Annotated in this window: 21 protein-coding genes and 1 riboswitch; of the genes, 20 read left to right on the forward strand and 1 reads right to left on the reverse strand. The window is 65.0% G+C overall.

The annotated features are described in order from the left end of the window. Positions 1–3: 3 nt before the first annotated feature. The 9 genes from LMJ29_RS14860 to thiC all read left to right on the forward strand — a co-directional run bounded on the left by LMJ29_RS14860 (position 4) and on the right by thiC (position 11,639). Entirely contained in the window at positions 4–1,116 is a 1,113-nt protein-coding gene (locus tag LMJ29_RS14860) for a DUF1972 domain-containing protein (RefSeq protein WP_229606293.1), read from the forward strand. 13 nt (positions 1,117–1,129) lie between these two features. Beyond that, positions 1,130–2,200 (forward strand): dTDP-glucose 4,6-dehydratase, encoded by a 1,071-nt coding sequence (gene rfbB / locus LMJ29_RS14865; RefSeq protein WP_229606294.1) that lies wholly within the window; start codon positions 1,130–1,132, stop codon positions 2,198–2,200. A 125-nt stretch (positions 2,201–2,325) separates the two neighbouring features. After that, a complete protein-coding gene (locus LMJ29_RS14870) occupies positions 2,326–4,224 on the forward strand; it encodes an acyltransferase family protein (protein ID WP_229606295.1) in 1,899 nt (632 codons plus the stop codon). A gap of 117 nt (positions 4,225–4,341) precedes the next feature. Continuing rightward, on the forward strand, positions 4,342–5,220 hold the full coding sequence (rfbA, locus tag LMJ29_RS14875) for a glucose-1-phosphate thymidylyltransferase RfbA (RefSeq protein WP_229606296.1): 879 nt from the start codon (positions 4,342–4,344) through the stop codon (positions 5,218–5,220). Beyond that, positions 5,217–5,759 (forward strand): dTDP-4-dehydrorhamnose 3,5-epimerase, encoded by a 543-nt coding sequence (gene rfbC / locus LMJ29_RS14880; RefSeq protein ID WP_229606297.1) that lies wholly within the window; start codon positions 5,217–5,219, stop codon positions 5,757–5,759. The genes rfbA and rfbC overlap by 4 nt, the downstream gene beginning before the upstream one ends. A gap of 1 nt (position 5,760) precedes the next feature. Beyond that, entirely contained in the window at positions 5,761–6,651 is an 891-nt protein-coding gene (rfbD, locus tag LMJ29_RS14885; protein WP_229606298.1) for a dTDP-4-dehydrorhamnose reductase, read from the forward strand. 173 nt (positions 6,652–6,824) lie between these two features. Beyond that, positions 6,825–8,210, forward strand: coding sequence for an undecaprenyl-phosphate glucose phosphotransferase (locus tag LMJ29_RS14890; RefSeq protein ID WP_229606299.1), 1,386 nt, complete (start codon positions 6,825–6,827; stop codon positions 8,208–8,210). Between the two features lie 32 nt (positions 8,211–8,242). Continuing rightward, entirely contained in the window at positions 8,243–9,493 is a 1,251-nt protein-coding gene (locus tag LMJ29_RS14895) for an O-antigen ligase family protein (protein ID WP_229606341.1), read from the forward strand. Between the two features lie 72 nt (positions 9,494–9,565). Next, positions 9,566–9,672: riboswitch (TPP riboswitch) on the forward strand. A 71-nt stretch (positions 9,673–9,743) separates the two neighbouring features. Continuing rightward, positions 9,744–11,639 carry a phosphomethylpyrimidine synthase ThiC gene (gene thiC / locus LMJ29_RS14900; RefSeq protein WP_229606300.1) on the forward strand — a complete coding sequence of 632 codons (1,896 nt, stop codon included), beginning with the start codon at positions 9,744–9,746 and terminating at the stop codon, positions 11,637–11,639. Between the two features lie 47 nt (positions 11,640–11,686). Here thiC and LMJ29_RS14905 read toward each other — a convergent pair whose 3' ends face one another. Then, positions 11,687–12,424, reverse strand: coding sequence for an RsiV family protein (locus tag LMJ29_RS14905; RefSeq protein WP_229606301.1), 738 nt, complete (start codon positions 12,422–12,424; stop codon positions 11,687–11,689). 127 nt (positions 12,425–12,551) lie between these two features. On the opposite strand from LMJ29_RS14905, the gene LMJ29_RS14910 reads away from it, so the two are divergent. The 11 genes from LMJ29_RS14910 to LMJ29_RS14960 all read left to right on the forward strand — a co-directional run bounded on the left by LMJ29_RS14910 (position 12,552) and on the right by LMJ29_RS14960 (position 24,295). Next, the gene (locus LMJ29_RS14910) at positions 12,552–13,169 is read left to right on the forward strand and encodes an NUDIX domain-containing protein (protein ID WP_229606302.1); all 618 of its coding nucleotides are present in this window, start codon (positions 12,552–12,554) and stop codon (positions 13,167–13,169) included. Then, positions 13,166–13,633 carry a DUF1249 domain-containing protein gene (locus tag LMJ29_RS14915; protein ID WP_377657242.1) on the forward strand — a complete coding sequence of 156 codons (468 nt, stop codon included), beginning with the start codon at positions 13,166–13,168 and terminating at the stop codon, positions 13,631–13,633. Before LMJ29_RS14910 ends, LMJ29_RS14915 begins: the two co-directional genes overlap by 4 nt. An 86-nt stretch (positions 13,634–13,719) precedes the next feature. Then, entirely contained in the window at positions 13,720–14,535 is an 816-nt protein-coding gene (gene cpdA, locus LMJ29_RS14920; protein WP_229606304.1) for a 3',5'-cyclic-AMP phosphodiesterase, read from the forward strand. Between the two features lie 164 nt (positions 14,536–14,699). Further along, positions 14,700–15,293 carry a YqiA/YcfP family alpha/beta fold hydrolase gene (locus tag LMJ29_RS14925; protein WP_229606305.1) on the forward strand — a complete coding sequence of 198 codons (594 nt, stop codon included), beginning with the start codon at positions 14,700–14,702 and terminating at the stop codon, positions 15,291–15,293. Positions 15,294–15,353: 60 nt separating this feature from the next. Next, entirely contained in the window at positions 15,354–17,249 is a 1,896-nt protein-coding gene (gene parE / locus LMJ29_RS14930) for a DNA topoisomerase IV subunit B (protein ID WP_229606306.1), read from the forward strand. Continuing rightward, on the forward strand, positions 17,246–18,244 hold the full coding sequence (locus tag LMJ29_RS14935; protein WP_229606307.1) for an esterase-like activity of phytase family protein: 999 nt from the start codon (positions 17,246–17,248) through the stop codon (positions 18,242–18,244). The genes parE and LMJ29_RS14935 overlap by 4 nt, the downstream gene beginning before the upstream one ends. Before the next feature lie 65 nt (positions 18,245–18,309). Further along, a complete protein-coding gene (gene parC / locus LMJ29_RS14940) occupies positions 18,310–20,559 on the forward strand; it encodes a DNA topoisomerase IV subunit A (RefSeq protein WP_229606308.1) in 2,250 nt (749 codons plus the stop codon). Between the two features lie 174 nt (positions 20,560–20,733). Next, positions 20,734–21,867, forward strand: coding sequence for an MlaE family ABC transporter permease (locus tag LMJ29_RS14945; RefSeq protein ID WP_229606309.1), 1,134 nt, complete (start codon positions 20,734–20,736; stop codon positions 21,865–21,867). 1 nt (position 21,868) lies between these two features. Continuing rightward, positions 21,869–22,642, forward strand: a complete 774-nt coding sequence (locus LMJ29_RS14950; protein ID WP_229606310.1) for an ABC transporter ATP-binding protein — start codon at positions 21,869–21,871, stop codon at positions 22,640–22,642. Then, entirely contained in the window at positions 22,639–23,586 is a 948-nt protein-coding gene (locus tag LMJ29_RS14955; protein ID WP_229606311.1) for an MlaD family protein, read from the forward strand. Before LMJ29_RS14950 ends, LMJ29_RS14955 begins: the two co-directional genes overlap by 4 nt. Before the next feature lie 7 nt (positions 23,587–23,593). Then, positions 23,594–24,295 carry a PqiC family protein gene (locus LMJ29_RS14960; protein WP_229606312.1) on the forward strand — a complete coding sequence of 234 codons (702 nt, stop codon included), beginning with the start codon at positions 23,594–23,596 and terminating at the stop codon, positions 24,293–24,295. Positions 24,296–24,352: the final 57 nt, after the last annotated feature.

Below are 24,352 nucleotides of genomic sequence, written 5' to 3' on the forward strand. Positions count from 1 at the left end.
TGCATGACGTACAAGCATCTTCTCATTCTCGGCATCCGCGGTGTTCCTGCGCAGCACGGTGGTTTCGAGACCTTCGCCGAAAAGCTTTCCCTGTTCCTGGTGGGGCAGGGATGGCGGGTCACCGTGTACTGTCAGGAGGATGGCAGCGGGGAGGCTTGGGAGAGTACCTGGTGCGGCGTGCGGCGCATCCATATCCCGGTGAGCCGGGGTGGTGCCGCGGGGACGGTCATCTTCGACTGGAAGGCCACCCGCCACGCGCTTTCCGAACAGGGACTGTTCCTCACGCTCGGTTACAACACCGCGATCTTCAACCTGATGCAGCGGCTCAAGGGCCAGACCAACGTCATCAACATGGATGGCATCGAGTGGCGCCGCGAAAAGTGGGGGACGATCGCCAAGACCTGGTTCTGGCTGAACGAGCGTGCCGGCTGCTGGATCGGCAATCACCTGGTCGCCGACCATCCGAAGATCAAGGAGCACCTGGCGACCCGCGTCAGCGCCGACAAGATCACCATGATTCCCTACGGGGGCGACGAGGTGAACGGCGCCGATGCCAGCCTGCTGGCGCCCTACGGCGTGGAGCCTGGACGCTTCTCGGTGGTCATCGCCCGTCCCGAGCCGGAGAACTCCTTCCTGGAAATGGTGCGGGCCTTCAGCCGCCGCCCGCGCAATCACCGCTTGGTCGTGCTGGGCAACTTCAAGCCGGACGACAATCCCTACCACCGGCAGGTGATGGATGCGGCCGGCGCCGAGGTGATCTTCCCGGGCGCGATCTACGAGGCGCCGGTCGTGCAGGCCTTGCGCCGGTACAGCCGCTTCTACTTGCACGGCCATCGCGTCGGTGGTACCAACCCGTCGCTGGTGGAGGCATTGGGAGCGGGCTGCGCCGTGATCGCCCACGACAACCACTTCAACCGCTGGGTGGCCGGCCCCGATGCTGCCTACTTCCAGGATGAGTCGGCCTGCGCCGCGCTGTTCGACCGTCTGCTGACGGACGATGCCGCCGTGGCTCGCATGAAGGCCGGCAGCGGTGTGCGCTTCCATGAGCGCTTCACCTGGCCGCAGGTGCTGGGTGAGTACGAAGAGTTGCTGGTCCGCTGGTATCCCACCAAGTAATCAAGAGTTTCCCATGACTTCACGTATTCTCGTCACTGGCGGTGCCGGCTTCATTGGTTCGGCCGTCGTCCGCCACCTGATCCGCAACACCGCCTGCGAGGTCGCCAACCTCGACAAGCTGACCTACGCCGGCAATCTGGAGTCGCTGGTCGAGGTGGCCGGGTCGCCGCGCTATCGTTTCTACCAGGTCGACATCTGCGACGCGGCCGCCCTGGATCGCGTCTTCGCGGAGTTCCGCCCGGATGCGGTGATGCATCTGGCTGCCGAGTCCCACGTGGATCGCTCCATCGACGGGCCGGCCGATTTCATCCAGACCAACATCGTCGGTACCTATACCCTGCTGGAGGCGGCCCGACGCTACTGGAACGGCCTGGCGCCGGAAGCCAGGGAAGCCTTCCGCTTCCACCACATCTCCACCGACGAGGTGTACGGCGACCTGGAAGGCACCGACGACCTGTTCACCGAGACCACGCCCTACGCGCCCAGCTCGCCCTACTCGGCGTCCAAAGCCAGCTCCGATCATCTGGTACGGGCCTGGCAGCGTACCTACGGCCTGCCGGTGCTGGTCACCAACTGCTCGAACAACTACGGGCCCTACCACTTCCCCGAGAAGCTGATCCCGCACATGATCCTCAACGCCCTGGCCGGCAAGCCGCTGCCGGTGTATGGCGACGGCTCGCAGATCCGCGACTGGCTATTCGTGGAGGACCATGCCCGCGCACTGGTGGAAGTGGTCTCGCGTGGCCAGGTAGGCGAGACCTACAACATCGGCGGGCACAACGAGAAGCGCAACCTCGAGGTGGTGCAAACGCTCTGCGCGCTGCTCGAGGAACTGGCGCCGAACAAGCCGGAAGGAGTTGCCCACTATCGGGACCTGATCACCTTCGTCAAGGATCGCCCGGGGCACGATCTGCGCTATGCCATCGATGCCGCCAAGATCCAGCGCGAACTGGGCTGGGTACCGGAGGAAACCTTCGAAAGCGGCATCCGCAAGACCGTGCAGTGGTATCTGGACAACCGCAACTGGTGGGAGCGCGTACTCAGCGGGGATTACCGGCTGGGGCGGCTTGGTTACCATCGTTAAGCAACCTCAGTCTTGCCCAGCCCCGCTGGCATGCGTCGTAGAGTGCCAGCGGGGTTTGTTATTTAGGATTTCTGACTTTTAAGTGTTTTTAGGCGTTTCAGGGCTTTATCGTATTTAGGGGTTGTATGGCTACGATTACATATAGGCCTGATATTGATGGGCTAAGGGCTGTTGCTGTTTCTTTGGTGGTTTTGAATCACTTTGGCATCGGTCTGTTTAGTGGTGGGTTCGTCGGGGTTGATGTATTTTTTGTAATTTCTGGCTATCTGATAACAAATATCATATCGAGCCAGATGGCGGCGGGAGTGTGGTCGTTTGGTCAGTTTTACACCAAGCGAGCATTCCGGTTGTTGCCGGCATTGTATGTCATGTTGGGCGCTGTTTTAGTTGCTGGTTATTTCTTTTATCTGCCGGCCGACTATAGCCTTCTGGCTAAAGGTGTCCTCAGTTCCCTATTGTTCTCGGCGAACATATTTTTTTGGCAGAACTCGGGAGGGTATTTTTCGCCCGATGCTGAAGAGATGCCCCTCCTGCATATATGGTCTCTTTCGGTTGAGGAGCAGTTTTATTTTTGCTGGCCATTCCTGTTTTATTTGGCATATAAATTTTTTCGTGGTCGGGCGCTTTGTTGGGTGATTCTCGCCTCTGCGCTGCTTTCATTCTGGCTTTCTGAGGTCGGGGTCGAGCGGGGGTATAGTGGGGCGTACTTCTTGTTGCCGTTTCGCGCAGGTGAGCTGCTTTTGGGCTGCTCCCTGGCGCTTTTCCTCAATTTTCGGGGCGAGGGGCGAGAGGTACGTCCTGTTGTTGCTGAGGCCCTATCGTTCTTTGGACTGTTTTTGATTTTTGCTGCAGCTGTGCTCTTGGGGAAGGGCTCAAGCTTTCCTGGGATTAACGCTTTTATCCCTTGTTTGGGCGCCGCCCTGGTAATCGCGGCTCCGAGTTTTGGGCGAAGCCTTGGCTCGAGGATCTTGTCGCTCAAGCCCTTCGTTTTTATCGGCTTGATATCCTACTCTCTTTATTTGTGGCACTGGCCGGTAGCAAGCATTTTGAGGTACTTGAGAGTCGACCTGACTCCGTTGGTGGCTCTGGGGGCCATTTTGTCCTCTGTACTGATAGGCTTTGTCAGCTGGTATTTTGTGGAGAGGCCTTTCCGTACTGCTGGTCAGCGGAAGGGGCGGATGGTCGCCATTGCAGGGGCGTTGGCCATTTCTTTCGTTTTCGTGGGGCCAGTTTTTGTTTACTTGAAAAACGGGCTTCCGGAGCGGTTCCCCTACGCAATGCTTACCCAGGAACAATTGGATGCCGAGCGCCTGCGCTACTGGGTGGATATTAAGACAAAGGATACGAGCTTTGCAGAAGGGAAAATTGCGAAGCAGGTTCTGGTGGTGGGGAACTCGCATGCGTACGATTTTTCATATGCGCTCACGGAAAACGACTTCGTCGGAACCATAAAACTTATCGAGACGACCTTTCATTGCTTCAACTTTGGATTCAATGCGGTTTTTCCTGACAAGGCGGATCTGTGTCGGGAAAAGTTTTTGGGAGTCATCGAGAGTCCTGAGTTGAGGTCTGCTGATGTTATTTACCTTCATGATAACTGGAGCGGAAAGGATTTTGAGGGGCTTGTCAAGGTCCTGCAGGAGATTCGGCAGGTTACATCGGCCCCGATTTATGTTGTGGGCCCAAAGATGACATTTGATGAAAGTGCATTGAATATATCGAAGTACGCGCAGTCCGAAAGAATTGTGACTGCCTCGGGTATAAATCAATATTCGAGAGGTTATCAGCGGAAAAATCTTTTTGACTATGATCGCGAATTGAAGGATTTCTTCGCTGGCGATGTTGGAGTGAAGGATGTTCACTATATTAGTGCGCTCGATGTGCAGTGTGGTGCCGAGCGGCGGTGCGATATTCTGTCTGAAGATACCGGTGAATATCTTTATTTTGATACGGGCCATTTTACTCTTGCCGGTGCGCGAGACTTTGGCAAAAAATTGAAAAAGAAGGATGGCTCCGCTTTCTGAGTTTTGCTGGTCTCTCTCGGTATGCTTTTCGTCAGACTGTCAGTTTATTGCCGAGGCGATTGGTTTAAGTACTTTGAAGGTTCGGAGTTTTGATTTCTTCTGTAAGGATCCTACTCAATGAAAGGCATAATTCTCGCCGGTGGCTCCGGCACCCGATTGCACCCCATCACGCGTGGCGTTTCCAAGCAGCTGTTGCCGATCTACGACAAGCCGATGATCTATTATCCGCTGTCGGTGCTGATGCTGGCCGGCATTCGCGAGGTGCTGATCATCTCCACTCCGGACGATCTACCCAACTTCCGCAAGCTGCTGGGTGACGGTTCCGACTTCGGTATCGAGCTGAGCTATGCCGAGCAGCCCTCTCCGGACGGTCTCGCCCAAGCCTTTCTGATCGGCGAGGAGTTCATCGGCGACAGCAGCGTGTGCCTGATCCTCGGCGACAATATCTTCTATGGCTACGGCTTCAGCGCCATGCTGCGCGAGGCGGCCGGCCGTACTCAGGGCGCGACGGTGTTCGGCTACCACGTGAGCGACCCGGAGCGCTTCGGCGTGGTCGAGTTCGATGCCGGCGGCAAGGCCGTTTCCATCGAGGAAAAGCCCAAGGCACCGAAGTCCCACTATGCGGTCACCGGCCTGTATTTCTACGACAACGACGTGGTGCGCATCGCCAAAGAGGTGAAGCCGTCGCCCCGCGGCGAGCTGGAAATCACCGACGTGAATAACGCCTATCTGCAACGCGGTGACCTGCACGTGAGCGTGCTGGGTCGTGGCTTCGCCTGGCTGGATACCGGTACCCATGACTCGCTGATGGAGGCGAGCCATTTCGTGCATACCATCGAGGCCCGCCAGGGCCTCAAGGTCGCCTGCCTCGAGGAAATCGCCTATCACCAGGGCTGGCTTTCGGCCGAGCGACTGGCGATTCAAGCCGAGGCGCTGAGCAAGACCGGTTATGGTCAGTACCTCAAGCAACTGCTGACCCAGGAGGCTGTGCAATGAAAGTGATCGAAACGGCCCTGCCTGGCGTGCTGATCATCGAGCCCAAGGTATTCGGGGATCATCGTGGTTTCTTCATCGAAACCTTCCAGGTGGAGCGTTACCGCGACGCCGGCATCGCCTTGCCGTTCGTGCAGGACAACCATTCCCGCTCTCCGCGCGGCGTGCTGCGCGGCCTGCATTTCCAGAAGACCCGCCCGCAGGGCAAGCTGGTCAGCGTCAGCCGCGGTGCCGTGTACGACGTGGCGGTGGATATCAATCCGGATTCGCCCACGTGCGGCCAGTTCGTCGGCGTCGAGCTGAGCGACGACAATCATCGCCAACTGTGGATTCCGCCGGGTTATGCCCACGGCTTCTGCGTGCTCAGTGATGTGGCCGATTTCCAGTACAAGTGCACCGATCTTTACTTCCCCGAGGATGAAGGCGGTCTGCTGTGGAACGATGCGGATGTGAACATTCCCTGGCCCGTCGAAGCTCCCCAGTTGTCCGCCAAGGATCAGCGTAATCCGACCCTCCGCCAGCTGCTGGGCAAGGAGTCCTGAGATGCGCGTGCTGATTAGCGGCGCCCGTGGCCAGGTCGGCCACGAGCTGTTGCGCCTGGCCCCCGAAGGCTTCTCGGTCCAGGGTTTGGGGTCCGCCGAGCTGGATATCGCCGATGCCGGCCAGGTGGCCCGGGTGGTCGCCGAGCTGCAACCCCAGCTGATCATCAACGCCGCGGCCTATACCGCGGTGGACAAGGCGGAGAGCGAGCCGGAGCGGGCCTGGGCGGTGAACCGCGATGGCGTCGCGCACCTGGCGGTGGAGGCCGAGCGCCTGGGCATTCCCGTGCTGCACATCTCCACCGACTACGTGTTCGCCGGCGACGCGCAAACGCCCTATCGGGAGACCGATGCAACCGGCCCCACCGGCGTTTACGGCGCCAGCAAGCTGGGTGGCGAAGTCATGCTGGCCGCCAATTGCAGCCGCCACATCGTCCTGCGCACCAGCTGGGTGTTCGGCAGCCACGGCAACAACTTCGTCAAGACCATGTTGCGCCTGGGGCGCGAGCGTGAGGAGTTGGGGGTGGTCGCCGATCAGCAGGGTTGTCCGACCTCGGCGGCCAGCATCGCGCGGGCGCTCTGGGCCTTGGCGCGGCAGTTCCGCGAGCAGGGAGCTCTGCCCTGGGGCATCTACCACTTCAGCGGCACGCCCGCCTGCACCTGGCATCAATTCGCCACGGAAATCTTTCGCCAGGCTGTCGAGCAGGGGCTGCTGGAGCGAGCACCGCGGGTACGGGCCATCGCCACCAGCGAGTATCCCACGCCCGCCACGCGCCCGGCCTGGTCGGTGCTGGATTGCGGCAAGCTCCGGGAGACGTGCAGTATCGAGCAGACCGACTGGCGGCACGAGCTGGGGCTGGTGCTTGCCGAGCTGGGCAACGCGCCCGGGCGCTAGTGGCGCTCCCTCACGGTGGTTTGCCTGTATAACGCATGCTAACCAAGCCAGGAGAGGTTGTTCGCGTTCTGGTTGTGCTTTGCTTCCTGCAGCAAATGATCCCTGCCAGCCGGCGTGGGGCAATGCCCGGTAGTCGTGGCATTGCTCTCTCGTGACATGGAGTTACTTTCCCAATGTCTTACCCTCCTCGCTATCAGCCGACTTTTGCCGAGCGCTATCCTCTGGCGATGCTGGCGGCGGTAGTCGACTTCCTGTCGGTGGTCGCCGTCGGGTATCTGGCCCACCTGTGGCGTTTCGGCTCCCTGGAGCTGGATGGCCGCTACACCACGGCAACCTTCATTTTTGCGTTGCTGGTCATGCTCAGCCTGCTGATGAGTGGCGTCTACCATTCCTGGCGCGGCAGGGGGTTCCTGCAGCTAGGGGGCAGGGTGTGTTTGGGGTGGCTGGTGGCCATCGGTACCGCCTTGAGCATCGTCTTCTTAACCAAGGTGGCGGAAAGCTATTCACGGCTATGGTTCATGGGCCTGGTTACGCTGGGGGGAACGGTCAGCATCCTGCTGCGCCTTGTGGTATTCCTCGCGCTGCGTCAACTGCGCTCGGCAGGTCGCAACCTGAAAGGCGTGCTGCTGATCGATAGCGGTGGCAGCGCCGCTCGCCAGCTCAATGGCGAGCGCTCGCTGGCGGAGAATGGCTTTCGCTTGCTGACCAGCCTGCATTTCGAACGCAGCGAGGAGTGGCTGCAGCGCCTGGTGGACCAAGTGGACGAACAGGGTGCCCATGAGGTTTGGCTGTGCCTGCCGTTGACCGCGGGCGATGCCATTCGCTCCGTGCTCTATGCCCTGCGCCATCGGACGGTAGAGATACGCTTCATTCCCGAGTGGGGCGATCTGCCGTTGCTCAATCACAGGATCAGCCATATTGCCGGACTATATTCGCTGGATCTCAGCTGCAGTCCGATGGATGGGCCGTCGCGCTGGGTGAAGCGGGCCGAGGACCTGCTGATCGGCGGGGCGATCTCGCTGCTGATCCTGCCGATCTGCCTGGTAATCGCCATAGCCATCAAGCTGACTTCGCCAGGGCCGGTGCTGTTCAAGCAGTACCGAACCGGCATCAATGGCCGGAAGTTCAAGGTCTACAAGTTCCGCTCCATGGTCGTGCACCAGGAAGCGCGGGACGAGGTGACCCAGGCGAAGAAGCAGGATCCGCGTATTACGCGAATCGGTGCCTTCCTGCGGCGTACCAGCCTCGACGAGCTGCCGCAGTTCTTCAATGTCATGCAGGGGCGTATGTCCATCGTCGGTCCCCGGCCGCATGCCCTGGCGCACAACGAGTACTACAAGGATCTGGTCGAATCCTACATGCAGCGTCACAAGGTCAAGCCAGGCATCACCGGCTGGGCCCAGGTGAATGGCTACCGGGGTGAGACCGATACCTTGGAAAAGATGCAGAAGCGTGTCGAATACGACCTTTGGTACATCGACAACTGGTCGATGTGGCTGGATCTGAAAATCATATTTTGGACGATTTTCAAGGGGTTCATTGGGGAAAATGCTTACTGAGTGAGTGGTTTCCAAGGGGTTTTGTGGTGGAAATGGTTTCGCGGATTATCGATACGAAGAACTCTCGCGTCTGGAGTCGGCTCCTGCCGGGAATTCTGGCGCTTGGCCTGTTCGTTCAGTTGAGCGGACAGGTGTGGCTGCAGTCAGGCAGCGCCCACAACACTCAGGTCTACCTGGGGCTACTGCTGCCGGCCTTGATTGCGCTGGTCTGCAAGCTGGTCAGCCGCGCGCCCATCCGCGTTTCGGTCGAATATCTGCCATGGCTGCTTTTTCTCGCTTGGGTCGCGAGTAGCACGCTCTGGAGCACGAATGCGGAAAAGCGCCCGCTGGATCTGGCGAAGTGCGCGATGTTCATCGCGCTCTTTCTGGCCGCGCTCGCAATCCTGTTGAGGCAGGGGGAAGCCCATCTGCGCCGGGCCTTGATGGCCGGCTTCGTGGTGGTGGCGCTGGGCGCCCTGGCCAGTCTGATCTATCAGTTCTTCCTGCTTGATAAGCCGCTGGCTTATCGAGCGTATCGCATCGATCGGCTGGGATACGGTGACTTCGCCAATTATGGCTGGCCGGTGATCGCCGGGATTTTTCATGGAGCGATAGCGGTCTGGGTGTTCGGTTATGCGATAGATCGGAAGGTCGGCACCAAGGCCGCCTCCGTCGCTCTGGCGATGTTCGGCGTTCTGGTGCTGTATGTCGTGTTCACCTATGCGCGCGGGGCCTGGTTCGGCGTGCTCGGCGGTTGCCTTGCGGCGGTGCTGGTGCAGAACTCGCGGCGCGGATGGTGGCTATCCGCGGCATTTCTGGTGCTGCTGCTGGGCGTCGGCATGCTTTATTGGCAAGCACTGACCTTCGAGGTGCAGACGCAGCAACTGTCCGGGCGCGAGGCGATCTGGCAGTACTTCTTCGAGGTCATGCAGGGGCATTGGCTGTTCGGCTACGGGTTGGGGACGCCCTTCGTATATAACTGGCCCGATGGCGTGAACATTTCTCCCCATGCCCACAGTCTGTATCTGCAGCAGGTTTATGACAGCGGATTGGTCTCGCTCGCGCTCATGGCCATCGGCCTGCTCGGCGTGGCTCGCAAGGCATGGCGACTGCGCGACGATCCCTGGGTTCGCCTGGCTTTTCCCGCCTTGGTTTTCGCGCTGATTGCCCTGCTGACGGATGTCGAACGGATCATTACCCGCCCCAGCGTTTACTGGACGGTGTTCTGGCTACCCGTGGCGATACTGCTGGCGATTCCCGGCGGTCGCCAGGACAGGGGCGATGACGCGGCCACTGCCGCGTAGGTCGCGCAGCCTGCCGGCAGGGCGCTCGTCCGAACCACTGGCCCCATGCGCAGAGGCCGATTAAACTGCTCGGGTTTCTTGTCGGGGTGCCTGGAGTCGCAGGCTGAGATCGGACAGTTCCGAATCCCGTTGAACCTGATCGGGCTAGTACCCGCGTAGGGAACAAGATGCCCCCGCCGTCCGGCGAGGGCTTTCCTGCTTTCAGGTTCGCTCCGACATTTCCTGCCGCGTGCCGTGGAGAGTCCCGTCGATGAGCGCCACCGAATTGAAGAACCTGAGCGAGAGCGCCCAGGTCGACCAGCAGTCCGTCCAGCCCCTCCCCAACTCGCGCAAGGTCTATGTCCAGGGCTCGCGAGCGGACATCCGCGTGCCGATGCGCGAGATTTCCCTGGCCGATACGCCCACCGACTTCGGTGGCGAGAAGAATGCCCCGGTGCTGGTCTACGACACCTCCGGTCCGTACACCGACCCGGACGTCGCCATCGACGTGCGCAAGGGCCTGGCCGACGTACGCAGCGCCTGGATCGAGGAGCGCGGCGACACCGAGCGCCTGCCGGGACTGTCTTCCGAATTCGGCCAGCGTCGTCTGAACGACGCCGAGCTGACCAAGATGCGCTTCGCCCACGTGCGCAACCCGCGCCGCGCCAAGGCCGGCCGCAACGTCACGCAGATGCACTACGCCAAGCAGGGTATCGTCACGCCCGAGATGGAGTACGTCGCCATCCGCGAGAACATGAAGCTGCAGGAAGCCCGCGAGGCCGGCCTGCTCGCCGCCCAGCATCCGGGCCACAGCTTCGGCGCCGCCATTCCCAAGGAGATCACCGCCGAGTTCGTCCGCGAGGAAATCGCCCGCGGCCGCGCCATCATTCCGGCCAACATCAACCACGTGGAGCTGGAGCCGATGATCATCGGCCGCAACTTCCTGGTGAAGATCAACGGCAATATCGGCAACTCGGCGCTGGGTTCTTCCATCGAGGAAGAAGTCGCCAAGCTGACCTGGGGCATCCGCTGGGGCTCCGACACCGTCATGGACCTGTCCACCGGCAAGCACATCCACGAGACCCGCGAGTGGATCATCCGCAACTCGCCGGTGCCGATCGGCACCGTGCCGATCTACCAGGCCCTGGAGAAGGTCGGCGGTATCGCCGAGGACCTGACCTGGGAGCTGTTCCGCGACACGCTGATCGAGCAGGCCGAGCAGGGCGTGGACTACTTCACCATCCACGCCGGCGTGCTGCTGCGCTATGTGCCGCTGACCGCCAAGCGCGTCACCGGCATCGTCTCCCGTGGCGGCTCGATCATGGCCAAGTGGTGCCTGGCGCACCACCAGGAAAACTTCCTGTACACGCATTTCGAAGAGATCTGCGAAATCATGAAGGCCTACGACGTCAGCTTCTCGCTGGGCGACGGCCTGCGTCCGGGTTCGATCGCCGACGCCAACGACGCCGCGCAGTTCGGCGAACTGGAAACCCTCGGCGAGCTGACCAAGATCGCCTGGAAGCACGACGTGCAGACCATGATCGAAGGCCCGGGCCATGTGCCGATGCACATGATCAAGGAGAACATGGACAAGCAGCTGGAATGCTGCGACGAGGCGCCGTTCTACACCCTCGGCCCGCTGACCACCGACATCGCCCCGGGCTACGACCACATCACCTCCGGCATCGGCGCGGCGATGATCGGCTGGTTCGGCTGCGCCATGCTGTGCTACGTCACCCCGAAAGAACACCTCGGCCTGCCGAACAAGGACGACGTGAAGACCGGCATCATCACCTACAAGATCGCCGCTCACGCCGCCGACCTGGCCAAGGGCCACCCGGGCGCGCAGATCCGCGACAACGCCCTGAGCAAGGCGCGCTTCGAGTTCCGCTGGGAGGACCAGTTCAACCTCGGCCTCGACCCGGACACCGCGCGCAGCTACCACGACGAGACGCTGCCGAAGGAGTCGGCCAAGGTCGCGCACTTCTGCTCGATGTGCGGGCCGAAGTTCTGCTCGATGAAGATCACCCAGGAGGTGCGCGACTACGCCGCCGGCCTGGAGAAGATCGACAGCGTCGAACTGGAAGCCGCTGAGCTGGAGCGCGAGATGCAGGCCAAGGCCGAGGAGTTCAAGGCCCAGGGTTCGCAGCTCTACCACAAGGTGTAAGCTGTCAGCAGTCGGATGACATGGAAACGGGCCCTGGGGCCCGTTTCTCATTTCTGCGTCGGCAGGTACTCCGTCTTGAGCACGCCGCGCAGGCGGGAATAGGGGATCTCCAGGCTCGGATGCCCCATGGTGTACGGGCCCAGGGCATAGACGTCGTACTTGAGCAGCACCTTGTCCTTGAGCAGGGCGATGTTGGCGGTGGGCTTGAACGGCCAGATGCGCCGGAACTCCTTGGGATCGTCGATCTGCTGGGTCTGCAACCAGCGCTGGTGCGCCTCGCCGGCGGCCTGCCAGAAGGCGGCCTCCTGGCCGGGCAGCAGCAGGTCGGCGAGCTGCAGGGCGCGCTGCTCGCCGCGCGAATAGTTGATGAAACCGCGCCCCGGCATGCCATGGGCGCCGCCGCGGTACAGGTAGCTGGACAGCTCGACCACCAGCAGGTCGTCGTGACGGTCGATCAGCTTGGCCTGCAGCCAGGTTTCCCAGCCCTCGGGCTGAGCGCGGAGCAGCTCGCTGCCGTGCGCGCGCAGCGAGGTGGGCAGCTGGCTATCGGCGTCCTCGCGGGTCATCGCCAGCAGGGCCTCTTCGATCAGTACGCTCAGGCGCGGCTCGTCGGCGAACTTCAGGGTGTCGACGTTGACCAGGCTGCAGCGCTCGCGCTGGCAGATCTCCGGGCGCTGCTCCCAGACGATATGCTGCGGCGCCGGCGGCGCGCTCTGGCCGCCGAGGAACTGGCAGGCGGCGAGCAGTGGCAAGCCGGTCAGCAGGAAAAGGGGGTGAAGACGCATGGGACTCCTTGAGTGGATCGACAATGCTGGGTAGGGTGGCGAATCGGCGGAATTCGCCAGCGCCGGCGGTTGGAAACTTGATTGCGCGCAGCGTTCCGTCCGCGCGTTGGTGGGGTGGGGGAAGTATATGAGCGAGTCGTCGAAAACGACTGACCTGAAGGTGGAAATCGTCGAGCGCGAGTCCTGTTTCCGCGGCTTTTATGCGCTCGATCGCCTGCATCTGCGCCACGAGCTGTTCGGCGGCGGCATGGGGCCGGTGATCAGTCGCGAACTGTTCGTCCGCCACGATGCCGTCTGTGTGTTGCCCTACGACGCACAGCGCGATGTCGTGGTGCTGATCGAGCAGTTCCGCGTCGGTGCGCTGGACAAGAGCGCGCATCCCTGGCTGCTCGAACTGGTCGCCGGACTGATCGACAAGGACGAGACGCCGGAGGAGGTCGCCCGTCGCGAGGCCCTCGAGGAGGCCGACCTGACCCTGGGCGAACTGTGGCCGGTGACCGCCTACTATCCCTCGCCGGGGGGGAGCGACGAGCGCGTGCATCTGTACGTCGGCCGCTGCGACAGCGCGGGAGCCGGCGGCGTCCATGGCCTGGCCGAGGAGGGCGAGGACATCCGCGTGCTGGCGATGAGCCTGGACGAGGCGCTGGCGGCGGTGAACGCCGGGCGCATCGACAATGCGGCGAGCATCATCGCCCTGCAGTGGCTGGCGCTGAACCGCGAACGGGTCCGGCAGACATGGCTATGAGCGCGCTGGCCGAACGCTATCGGGTCGACCTGGCCGGCCTGCAGGCGACCTGCGAGGCCAACTACGCGCGCCTGATGCGTCTGCTGCCCGGCATGCGCGAGCAGCCGGCGCTGCGCCGTCTGGCGCTGAGCGCCGGCGATACCCCGCTGGCGGTGCTGGCGCTCAAGGTCACCGAGGCCGGCCCCTACACCAGTACCGTCGAGGTGCGCGAGGAGCCGGGACTGGCCTGGTTGCCGACGCCGTGCCTGGAGGTGCGCGTCTACCACGACGCGCGGATGGCCGAGGTCACCGGCGCCGAGCACTGCCGGCGCCTGCAGCCGCGCTACCTCTATCCGAACCCGCGCATGCACCAGCCGGACGAGAAGAGCCAGCTCAACCTGTTTCTCGGCGAGTGGCTGGCGCACTATTTACAATGCGGCCATCTGGCGGAAAGCCCGGTGGATCATTTGGTCGTTCGCCGGTAGTGTGAACCGCATAGCGGTCGGCAGGCGTGACGCATGCCACCATTGCTCTCCGCATTTGTGGGTCCATCGCCGACAGGAGACGGCCTTTGTTCAGCGCCAAGTCCCCCTCTCAGACTGCACCGCTCCTCGTGGTGCAGCTTACCGACAGCCACCTGTTCGCCGAGGCGGACGGTCACCTGCTGGGCATGGACACCGCGGACAGCCTGCGCCGGGTGGTGGAGCTGGTGCGGGAGGAGCAGCCATGCATCGATCTGCTGCTGGCCAGCGGTGACCTCTCGCAAGACGGCTCCCTCGAATCCTACCGGCGTTTCGCCGCGCTGATCGCGCCGCTCGACGTGCCGTCGCGCTGGTTCGCCGGCAATCACGACGAGTCGCTGGTCATGCAGCTGGCCTGTGCCGGCAGCCCGCACCTGCAGATGATCACCGACCTCGGCAACTGGCGGTTGATCACCCTCGACTCCAGCATTCCCGGCACCGTGTTCGGTGAGCTTGACGAGCAGCAGCTCGAGCAGCTCGATCTGGCGCTGGCCGGCGCCGGGGAGCGCCATGTGCTGCTGAGCTTCCATCACCATCCGGTGTCGGTCGGCTGCAGCTGGCTGGACCCCATCGGGCTGCGCAACGCCGACGCGCTGTTCGCGGTGGTCGACCGTTACCCGAATCTGCGCTGCATCCTCTGGGGGCACGTCCACCAGGAGATCGACACCCAGCGCAATGGCGTGCGTCTGCTGGCCTCGCCGTCGACCTGCGTGCAGTTCGCTCCCGGCAGCGAGGAGTTCCAGGTCAGCAGCGAGGCGCCCGGCTACCGCTGGCTGCGCCTGCACGCCGACGGTGCGCTGGACACCGGCGTGTCGCGGGTCAGTGGCATCGACTTCGTGGTCGACTACAGCATCAAGGGCTACTGACCCATTCTGCGCAGGGCGACCCCGCGCAGCCGTGGTCGCCGTCGACGGCCGGGCCCCTGCTGAGGCGCGCGGCGGGCGTATTCGCCCTGGGGCGTCATTCGACTTGAATCCGACGGTGGGATAATGTTTTCCTTGTATATCCATACAGTCCAAAGGCGCCGTCGATGCCCCCGCTGCCGACCCTCATCTATATGCACGGCTTCAACAGCTCGCCCGCCTCGCTGAAGGCCCGCGAGCTGGTCGCCGCGTGCGAGTGCCGCGGCCTCGCCGAGCGACTGCGGGTGCCGACGCTGCACCACGACCCGCGCCAGGCCATCGCCCAGCTGGAGCGAGAGATCGCCGAGGCCGACTGCCCCGTGCTGGTCGGCAGTTCCCTCGGTGGCTACTATGCGACCTATTTGGCCGAGCGCCATGGTCTCAAGGCCCTGCTGATCAATCCGGCGGTACGCGTGGAGCGCTACTTCGCCGGCTATCTCGGCCCGCAGCGCAACTACTACAGCGGCGAGAGCTGGGAGCTGACCGCCGCGCACGTCGCCGCGCTGGCTGCGCTGGAGGTACCGCCGCCACGGGATCCGCAGCGCTTCCTGGTGTGGCTGCAGACCGGCGACGAGACCCTCGACTACCGCGACGCCGCCGACTACTACCGGCACTGCACGCTGGACATCCAGCCGGACGGCGACCACGGCTACCAGGGGTTCGCCGCGCGCATCCCGGAGCTGCTGGCCTTCGCTGGTTTTTCGGCGCTCCCGCAGTCCTGAATTCCTGCCCGCCGGCGGCTGCCGGCGGGCGGCTCCTTTAGCCAGACAGAAACTCCATCCATGGCCAATACCAGCTATACCGCCGAAGCCATCGAGGTCCTCTCCGGTCTCGACCCCGTGCGCAAGCGCCCCGGCATGTACACCGACACCAGCCGGCCCAACCACCTAGCCCAGGAGGTCATCGACAACAGCGTCGACGAGGCGCTGGCCGGCCACGCCAGGAGCGTGCAGGTGATCCTCCACGAGGACAACTCGCTGCAGGTGATCGACGACGGCCGCGGCATGCCGGTCGACATCCACCCCGAGGAGGGCGTCAGCGGCGTCGAGCTGATCCTCACCAAGCTGCACGCCGGCGGCAAGTTCTCCAACAAGAACTACCAGTTCTCCGGCGGCCTGCACGGCGTCGGCATTTCGGTGGTCAACGCGCTGTCGACCCGCGTCGAGGTGCGCGTCAAGCGCGACGGCAGCGAGTACCGCATGACCTTCGAAAATGGCTTCAGGGCCAGCGAACTGGAGGTGATCGGCACGGTCGGCAAGCGCAACACCGGTACCAGCGTGCAGTTCTGGCCGGACGCCAAGTACTTCGACTCGGCGAGGTTCTCGATCAGCCGCCTGAAGCACGTGCTCAAGGCCAAGGCGGTGCTCTGTCCGGGCCTCGCCGTGTCCTTCGAGGACAGGAGCAGCGGCGAGAAGGTCGAGTGGTGCTACGAGGACGGCCTGCGCTCCTACCTCTCCGACGCCGTCAGCGAGTTCGCCCGTCTGCCCGAGGTGCCGTTCTGCGGCAGTCTGGCCGGCACCCGCGAGGCGGCGGACTGGGCGCTGCTGTGGCTGCCCGAAGGCGGCGAGAGCGTGCAGGAAAGCTACGTCAACCTGATTCCCACCGCGCAGGGCGGCACCCACGTCAACGGCCTGCGCCAGGGCCTGCTCGATGCCATGCGCGAGTTCTGCGAATTCCGTAACCTGCTGCCGCGCGGCGTCAAGCTGGCTCCCGAGGACGTCTGGGAGCGCATCGCCTTCGTGTTGTCGATGAAGATGCAGGAACCGCAGTTCTCCGGGCAGACCAAGGAGCGCCTGTCCTCGCGCGAGGCGGCGGCTTTCGTTTCCGGGGTGGTCAAGGACGCCTTCAGCCTGTGGCTCAACGAGCATCCCGAGCTGGGCCTGGCGCTCGCCGAACTGGCGATCAGCAACGCCGGCCGGCGCCTCAAGGCTGGCAAGAAGGTCGAGCGCAAGAAGATCACCCAGGGGCCGGCGCTGCCCGGCAAGCTGGCCGATTGCGCCGGCCAGGAGCCGATGCGCGCCGAGCTGTTCCTGGTCGAGGGCGACTCGGCCGGCGGCAGCGCCAAGCAGGCGCGCGACAAGGAGTTCCAGGCGATCATGCCGCTGCGCGGCAAGATCCTCAACACTTGGGAGGTGGACGGCAGCGAGGTGCTGGCCAGCCAGGAGGTGCACGACATCGCCGTGGCCATCGGCATCGACCCGGGCTCGGCGGATCTCGCCCAGCTGCGCTACGGCAAGATCTGCATCCTCGCCGACGCCGACTCCGACGGCCTGCACATCGCCACGTTGCTGTGCGCCCTGTTCGTCCGCCACTTCCGCCCGCTGGTGGAAGCCGGCCATGTCTACGTCGCCATGCCGCCGCTGTACCGCATCGACCTCGGCAAGGAGGTCTACTACGCCCTCGACGAGGCCGAGCGCGACGGCATCCTCGAACGCCTGGCCGCCGAGAAGAAGCGCGGCAAGCCGCAGGTCACCCGCTTCAAGGGCCTCGGCGAGATGAATCCGCTGCAGCTGCGCGAGACCACCATGGACCCCAACACCCGGCGTCTGGTCCAGCTCACCCTCGACGACTTCGCCGGCGCTCAGGAAATGATGGACATGCTGCTGGCCAAGAAGCGCGCCGGCGACCGCAAGAGCTGGCTGGAAAGCAAGGGCAACCTCGCCGAGGTTCTGGCGTGAGGCATCTGGCCGTGGCCCTGGCCGCTGCGCTGGCGCTGCTGTCCGCCGTACCGGCGCAGGCCGGGGAGGCTCCGGCGGAGCTGGCGCTACAGACGGTCCTGCCGGTAGAGGGCATGCCCGCCGGCAATCTGTCCGGTCTGGCGCGGTGCGGCGACGGGCGCTGGTGGGCGCTGTCCGACCGCGAGGACACGCGACTGTATCGCCTCGAGTCGAGTGCCGGGCACTGGCAGGCGCAGGCCGAGGAGTTTCTCGCCCCAGCGCCGCCGCCCAGCGAGCTGCCCTGGGGCCTGCGCACCGGCAATCAGCTGCTGGCGCCATTGCGCGGCGGCACCCTCGACTTCGAGGGGCTGACCTGCGATGCGGCGGGCAATCGCTACCTGGTCAGCGAGAGCCAACTGGCCGTTCTGCAGGTGCCGGCCGCGGGCCAGCCGCAGTGGCAGCAGCTCGCGCCGCAACTGCTGCGCCAGGCGCGCGCCCGCGGTCTGCTGCTGCGCTTCAATGCCCTGCTCGAGGGCGTGGCGGTGCAGCCGGACGGCGGTCGCCTGTGGCTCGCCGCCGAGCGCGAGGGACGCGGTCTGCTCGCCCTGCAGCGCGGCGGCGACCGTTGGCGCTGCCCCGAAGCCGGCTGCGTGCTGCTGGCCGAGAGCGGCCGCGCCGTGCGTCCGCTGGATCCGCCGGGCAGCCCGGCGCGGTCGCTGGACTTCACCGCGCTGAGCTGGCACGCCAACAAGCTGTACAGCCTGGAGCGCCTGCAACACCGCATCTGCCGCCGCAACGCGGATAGCGGCGCGGCCGAGCGCTGCTGGTCGTTCGCGGCCGCCGCGCTGGCCCCCGAATTGCGTTACGACACCCCCTACGGCATGGCCGAAGCCCTGTGGCTGGACGACAGCGCGGCCTGGATCGGCCTGGACAACGGCGACCAGGCCAATGCCGCCGGCGAGCGCCGGCCGCTGATCCTGCAGTTCGCGGCACCGGCCGGCGGCTGGAGCGGCTGAAGAATCCATCCGGTGCGCCGGTTCCGGCTGGCGCGCCCTGAAACGAAGAGTTGCTGAGGACGCATATGAGCGAATCCCTCGATCTGAGCCTGGAAGGCGTCGAACGCCGTCCGCTGGCCGAGTTCACCGAACAGGCCTATCTCAACTATTCCATGTACGTGATCATGGATCGCGCCCTGCCGCATATCGGCGACGGCCTCAAGCCAGTGCAGCGGCGCATCGTCTATGCGATGAGCGAACTGGGCCTGAACGCCGATGCCAAGCACAAGAAGTCGGCGCGCACCGTCGGCGACGTGCTCGGCAAGTTCCATCCGCATGGCGACAGCGCCTGCTACGAGGCCATGGTGCTGATGGCCCAGCCGTTCAGCTACCGCTACACGCTGGTCGACGGCCAGGGCAACTGGGGGGCGCCGGACGATCCCAAGTCGTTCGCCGCCATGCGCTATACCGAGGCGCGCCTGTCGCGCTACTCGGAAGTGCTGCTCAGCGAACTGGGCCAGGGCACGGTGGACTGGGTGCCGAACTTCGACGGCACCCTCGACGAGCCGGCGACCCTGCCGGCGCGCCTGCCCAACCTGCTGCTCAACGGCACCACCGGCATCGCCGTGGGCATGGCCACCGACGTGCCGCCGCACAACCTGCGCGAGGTCGCCGCGGCCTGCGTGCGCCTGCTCGACGAGCCGAACGCCACGGTCGAGCAATTGTGCGAGCACATCCAGGGCCCGGATTTCCCCACCGAGGCGGAGGTCATCACCCCGCGCGCCGACCTGCTCAAGGTCTACCAGACCGGTCGCGGCTCGGTGCGCATGCGCGCCGTATACCGTGTCGAGGACGGCGACGTCGTGGTCACCGCGCTGCCGCACCAGGTCTCCGGGGCCAAGGTGCTGGAGCAGATCGCCGCGCAGATGCAGGCCAAGAAGCTGCCGATGGTCGCCGACCTGCGCGACGAGTCCGACCACGAGAACCCCTGCCGCATCGTCATCATCCCGCGCTCCAACCGCGTGGACGCCGACGAGCTGATGACCCACCTGTTCGCCACCACCGACCTGGAGTCGAGCTACCGGGTCAACACCAACGTCATCGGCCTGGACGGCAAGCCGCAGGTGAAGAATCTGCGCCAGCTGCTGTCCGAGTGGCTGACCTACCGCATCGGCACCGTGCGTCGGCGCCTGCAGTTCCGCCTCGACAAGGTGGAGAAGCGCCTGCACCTGTTGGAAGGCCTGCTGATCGCCTTCCTCAACCTCGACGAGGTGATCCATATCATCCGCACCGAGGACGAGCCCAAGGCGGTGCTGATCGCCCGCTTCGGTCTCACCGAGCTGCAGGCCGACTACATCCTCGACACCCGCCTGCGCCAGCTGGCGCGCCTCGAGGAGATGAAGATCCGCGGCGAGCAGGACGAGCTGGCCAAGGAGCGCGAGCAACTGCTGGCGCTGCTCGGCAGCGAGACCAAGCTGAAGAAGCTGGTGCGCAAGGAATTGCTCGCCGATGCCGAGAAGTACGGCGACGCGCGCCGCTCGCCGATCGTCGCTCGCGCCGAGGCCAGGGCGCTGTCGGAAACCGAGCTGCTGCCCACCGAACCGGTCACCGTGGTGCTCTCCGAGAAGGGCTGGGTGCGCTGCGCCAAGGGCCACGACATCGATGCCTCCGGTCTGTCCTACAAGGCCGGCGACGCCTACAAGGCCGCAGCGCCCGGCCGCTCCAACCAGTTCGCGGTGTTCCTCGACTCCACCGGACGCAGCTACTCGCTGGCCGCCCACTCGCTGCCCTCGGCGCGCGGCCAGGGCGAGCCGCTCACCGGCCGTCTCAGCCCGCCGGCCGGCGCCAGCTTCGAGTGCCTGCTGCTGCCCGAAGACGAGGCGTTGTATGTGCTGGCCTCGGATGCCGGCTATGGTTTCGTGGTGAGGGGCGAGGATCTGCAGGCCAAGAACAAGGCCGGCAAGGCGCTGCTCAGCCTGCCTGAAGGGAGCAGGGTGATGGCGCCGCGACCGCTGCGCGAGTTGGCCAGCGACCGGCTGGCGGCGGTGACCAGCGAGGGACGCCTGCTGGTGTTCCCGGTCGCCGAGCTGCCGCAGCTGGCCAAGGGCAAGGGCAACAAGATCATCGGCATCCCCCCCGAGCGGGTGGCCAGTCGCGAGGAGTACCTGGTCGACCTGGTAGTGCTGCCGCAGGACGCCACCCTGGTGCTGCAGGTCGGCAAGCGCACCCTGTCGCTGCGTGCCGAGGATCTGGCGCACTACCAGGGCGAGCGTGGCCGCCGCGGCAGTCTGTTGCCGCGCGGCTTCCAGCGCGTCGACGCGTTGCGGGTGGAATAGCGGCGCCCCCTTCGCCGTCGGATGAGGCTGATCGTGCCCACGCTCCGGCGTGGGCACGGGTGCCGAACCGCTCCGGCGGCTCGACGCAAAGCGTGCATGGCTGCGGCTTGCCCGCCGGAGCGTGGGAGCCAGCGAAGTTTTCCACCCCGGTGGCATGGCGATCAGGGAGGGCGGATGGCGGAGGCGGACAAAGCACAGGCGCAACTGGCGTGGGCCGGCCTGCAGGACGGCGCTGCCGTGCTGCGCCTGTCCGGCAGCTGGACGCTGGCGGCCCGCAAGCCCGACCTGCTAGTCGTCTGGCGCAGCCTGGCCGACAAGCCGGCGGCCCTGCAGCTGCAGGTCGAGGCGCTGGAGGCCTGGGACAGCAGCCTGCTGGCCCTGTTGCGCCGCCTGCAGCGGCTCGCCGATGAGGAGCAGCGCGAGCTGCGCCACGACGATCTGCCGGAGGGCGTACGCCGCCTGCTGCGGATGGCCGCCGCGCCCGCCGCCGAGGAGCGCGAGGAGCTGCCGCGCTTCGGCCCGGTGTCCCGTCTCGGCCTGCTGGCCCTGCATGTGCGGGACGCGCTGGTCGAGGCCTGCAGCTTCTGCGGCGAGGTGTTGCTCGCTCTGGGGCGCCTGTTGCGTGGGCGCGCCTGTCTGCGTCGCGGCGACTTCTGGACCGCGCTGATGCAGTGCGGGCCCGGCGCGCTGCCGATCGTCGCGCTGATCGCCAGCCTGGTCGGCCTGATCCTCGCCTTCGTCGGCGCCGCTCAGCTGGAGGCCTTCGGCGCCCAGCTGTACATCGCCAACATGGTGGCCATCGGCATGACCCGCGAGATGGGCGCGCTGATGACCGCGGTGATCATGGCCGGCCGCACCGGCGCGGCCTACGCCGCCGAACTCGGCAGCATGCAGGCCAACGAGGAGATCGACGCGCTCAAGACCTTCGGTTTTCCGCCGCTGGAGTTTCTCGTCCTGCCGCGCCTGCTGGCCCTGCTGGTGAGCATGCCGCTGCTCTGCGTGTTCGCCGACGCCCTCGGCATCCTCGGCGGCTTCATCATCGGCGCCGGGGTGTTCGACATCTCGGCGCCCCTCTACCTCAACCAGAGCCTCGAGCTGATCGGTCTCGCCGACTTCCTGCTCGGCGTGGTCAAGAGTCTGGTGTTCGCCCTGTTGATCGGCCTGATCGGCTGCCACCATGGCCTGGCCTGCGGCCGCAACGCCCAGGCGGTGGGCGAAGCCACCACCCGCGCGGTGGTGAGGATCATCGTGGCGCTGGTGGTCAGCGATGCGCTGATCACCCTGATCTGCACCCAGCTGGGGATCTGAAATGGACCAGGCCGTGCTGCGCGTGGAAGACCTCAGCGCCGGCTACGGCAGTCGGGTGATCCTGCACGACCTCAACTTCAGCATCCGCCGCGGCGAAGTGTTCGTCATCATGGGTGTCAGCGGCTGTGGCAAGAGCACGCTGCTGCGCCATCTGATCGGCCTGCAGTCGCCGCTGGCCGGCCGGGTGCTGTTGCAAGGCGAGGATTTCTGGGCCCGCGACCCGGAGGCGCGCGCCGCGCTGCAGCGCCACTTCGGCGTGCTCTACCAGAGCGGCGCGCTGTGGAGCGGGATGACCCTGCGCGAGAATATCTGCCTGCCGCTGGCCGCCTACCATCCTTATCTGAGTCAGGCGGAGCTGATTGAGCTGGCCGCCCTCAAGCTGGCCCTGGTCGGTCTGGCCGGCTGCGACGAGCTGTATCCGGCCGAGCTGTCCGGTGGCATGCGCAAGCGCGCCGGCCTGGCCCGCGCCCTGGCGCTCGACCCGGAAATACTGTTCTTCGACGAGCCTTCCGCCGGCCTCGATCCGCTCAACTGCCAGGCCCTCGATGAGCTGATCCTGCAGCTGCGCGACAGCCTGGGTGCCAGCATCGTGCTGGTCACCCACGAGCTGCCGAGCATCCATGCGGTGGCCGACACCTGCCTGTTCCTCGACCATCAGTCGCGCACCCAGATCGCCCTGGGTCCTCTCGCGCACCTGCTCGACGAATGTCCGCATCCCACGGTGCAGCGTTTCCTGCGTCGTGGCGTGTCCCCGCCCAAGGAGTCCTCGCCATGAGTGAAACGCGCAAGCCGTTCTGGATCGGCGCCTTCCTGCTCGGCGGCCTCGCCCTGTTGGCCGGCGGCCTTTTGCTGCTCGGCCGCGACAACTGGTTCAGCCAGCCGAGCGACTATGTGGTTTACTTCACCGGCTCCCTGGTTGGCCTGGACGTCGGTGCGGATGTCACCTACCGTGGGGTCAAGGTCGGCACCGTGCGCGAGATCCGCCTGTCCTACGACGCCGAGCTGAAGGATGTGGTGATGCCGGTGGTGCTGCGCATCGTTCCCGCCGGCGGCAGCGGCGACCAGCGTTTCGACCGGGTGGTCGAGCAGATGGTCGAGCAGGGCCTGCGCGCCCAGCTGCAGACGCAGAGTCTGTTGACCGGCAAGTCGATAGTGGCGCTGGATCTGTTTCCGGGCCAGGCCGGCTACGTGCGCGAGCCGAACGAGATCGACCTGCCGGTGATTCCCAGCGTACCGTCGCGGATCGACCAGGCGACCACCCTGCTGCGCGAGCTGGCCGGCACCCTGCGCGAATTGCCGCTGCGCGAGATGGTCCTGTCGGCCCACGGTACTCTGCAGGCGTTGGAGCGCTTGAGCACCTCGCCCGAACTGCAGGGCGCGCTGGTCAGTCTGGGGCAGACCTTGCACAATCTTGAGGATTTGACTCAACAACTGCAGCGACAAATCCCGCCATTGCTGGATAATGCGCAGCAAGGCAGTGTCGAGCTGCGCGCGACGATCGGCGAAGTCCGCCGGGCGGCGCAGAGCGCCCGCGACGCGCTCGGGCAGATGCATGCGCTGGTCGGCGATGCCCGGCAAAGCCTTGGCCCTGAATCCGAGACTCAATACCAGCTGCTGCAGGCCCTGGAGGAACTGGGCCGCGCCAGCAAGGCTCTGCAACGCACGGTAGAAAGCCTCGAGCAGCAGCCTGAATCGCTTATTTTTGGCAAGAAACGGTGACTTTTTCATGGGTTTTCCCCGCCTGATCCGAAACCTGGGCCTGGCAGCCCTGCTCGGCCTGGCCGGCTGTGCGGCGACGCCGCCGGCCCAGTTCTATCAGTTGCAACAGGGCGGCCAAGCGCTGCCGCAGTCCGGCAAGGGCGTGGCGGTACTGCTCGGCCCGCTGAAGCTGGCCGACTACCTGCAGCGCGAATCCCTGGTGCAGCGCCAGATCGACGATAGCCTGGTGATCAGTTCGCAGGCGCGCTGGGCAGGCAATCTGCAGGACGACGTGGCCCAGCTGCTGTTGCGCCAGCTGGCCGCGCGTTTGGACAGCAGCCGCATGGCACTGTATCCCGACCGTGTCGGCTTCACGCCCGAGGCCCAGCTGGTGCTCAGCATCAGCCGGCTGGATTCCGGTCCCTACCGGCCGGCGGTGCTAGAAGCGCAGTGGCGCCTGCTGGACGGCGAGGGCACCATGCGTGACAGCCGGGTGGTGCGTCTGGAGGAAAAGCACAGCGGCGAACTGGGCGATCAGGTCCGCGCCCAGAGCGTCCTGCTGCAAAGCCTGGCGACGCAGATGGCCACCGCGGTCGGCGGCATGACCCGCGAGGCGGCGGCGCGCGTGCCGCCACCGTCGCCGGAGAGCAAGCCCAGCCGTAGCGAGCGCAAGGCAGAGGTGCCGCGGATACCGGTGGTCAGGCCGGCCACGGAGGTGTACCGCTTCTGAGGAGCGTGGGCGCCGCATGAAACGAGGCCGCGCCGGGTAACCGGCGCGGCCTCGTGC

It is taken from the genome of Pseudomonas oryzagri (genome assembly GCF_020831405.1).
Lineage (GTDB): Bacteria > Pseudomonadota > Gammaproteobacteria > Pseudomonadales > Pseudomonadaceae > Geopseudomonas > Geopseudomonas oryzagri.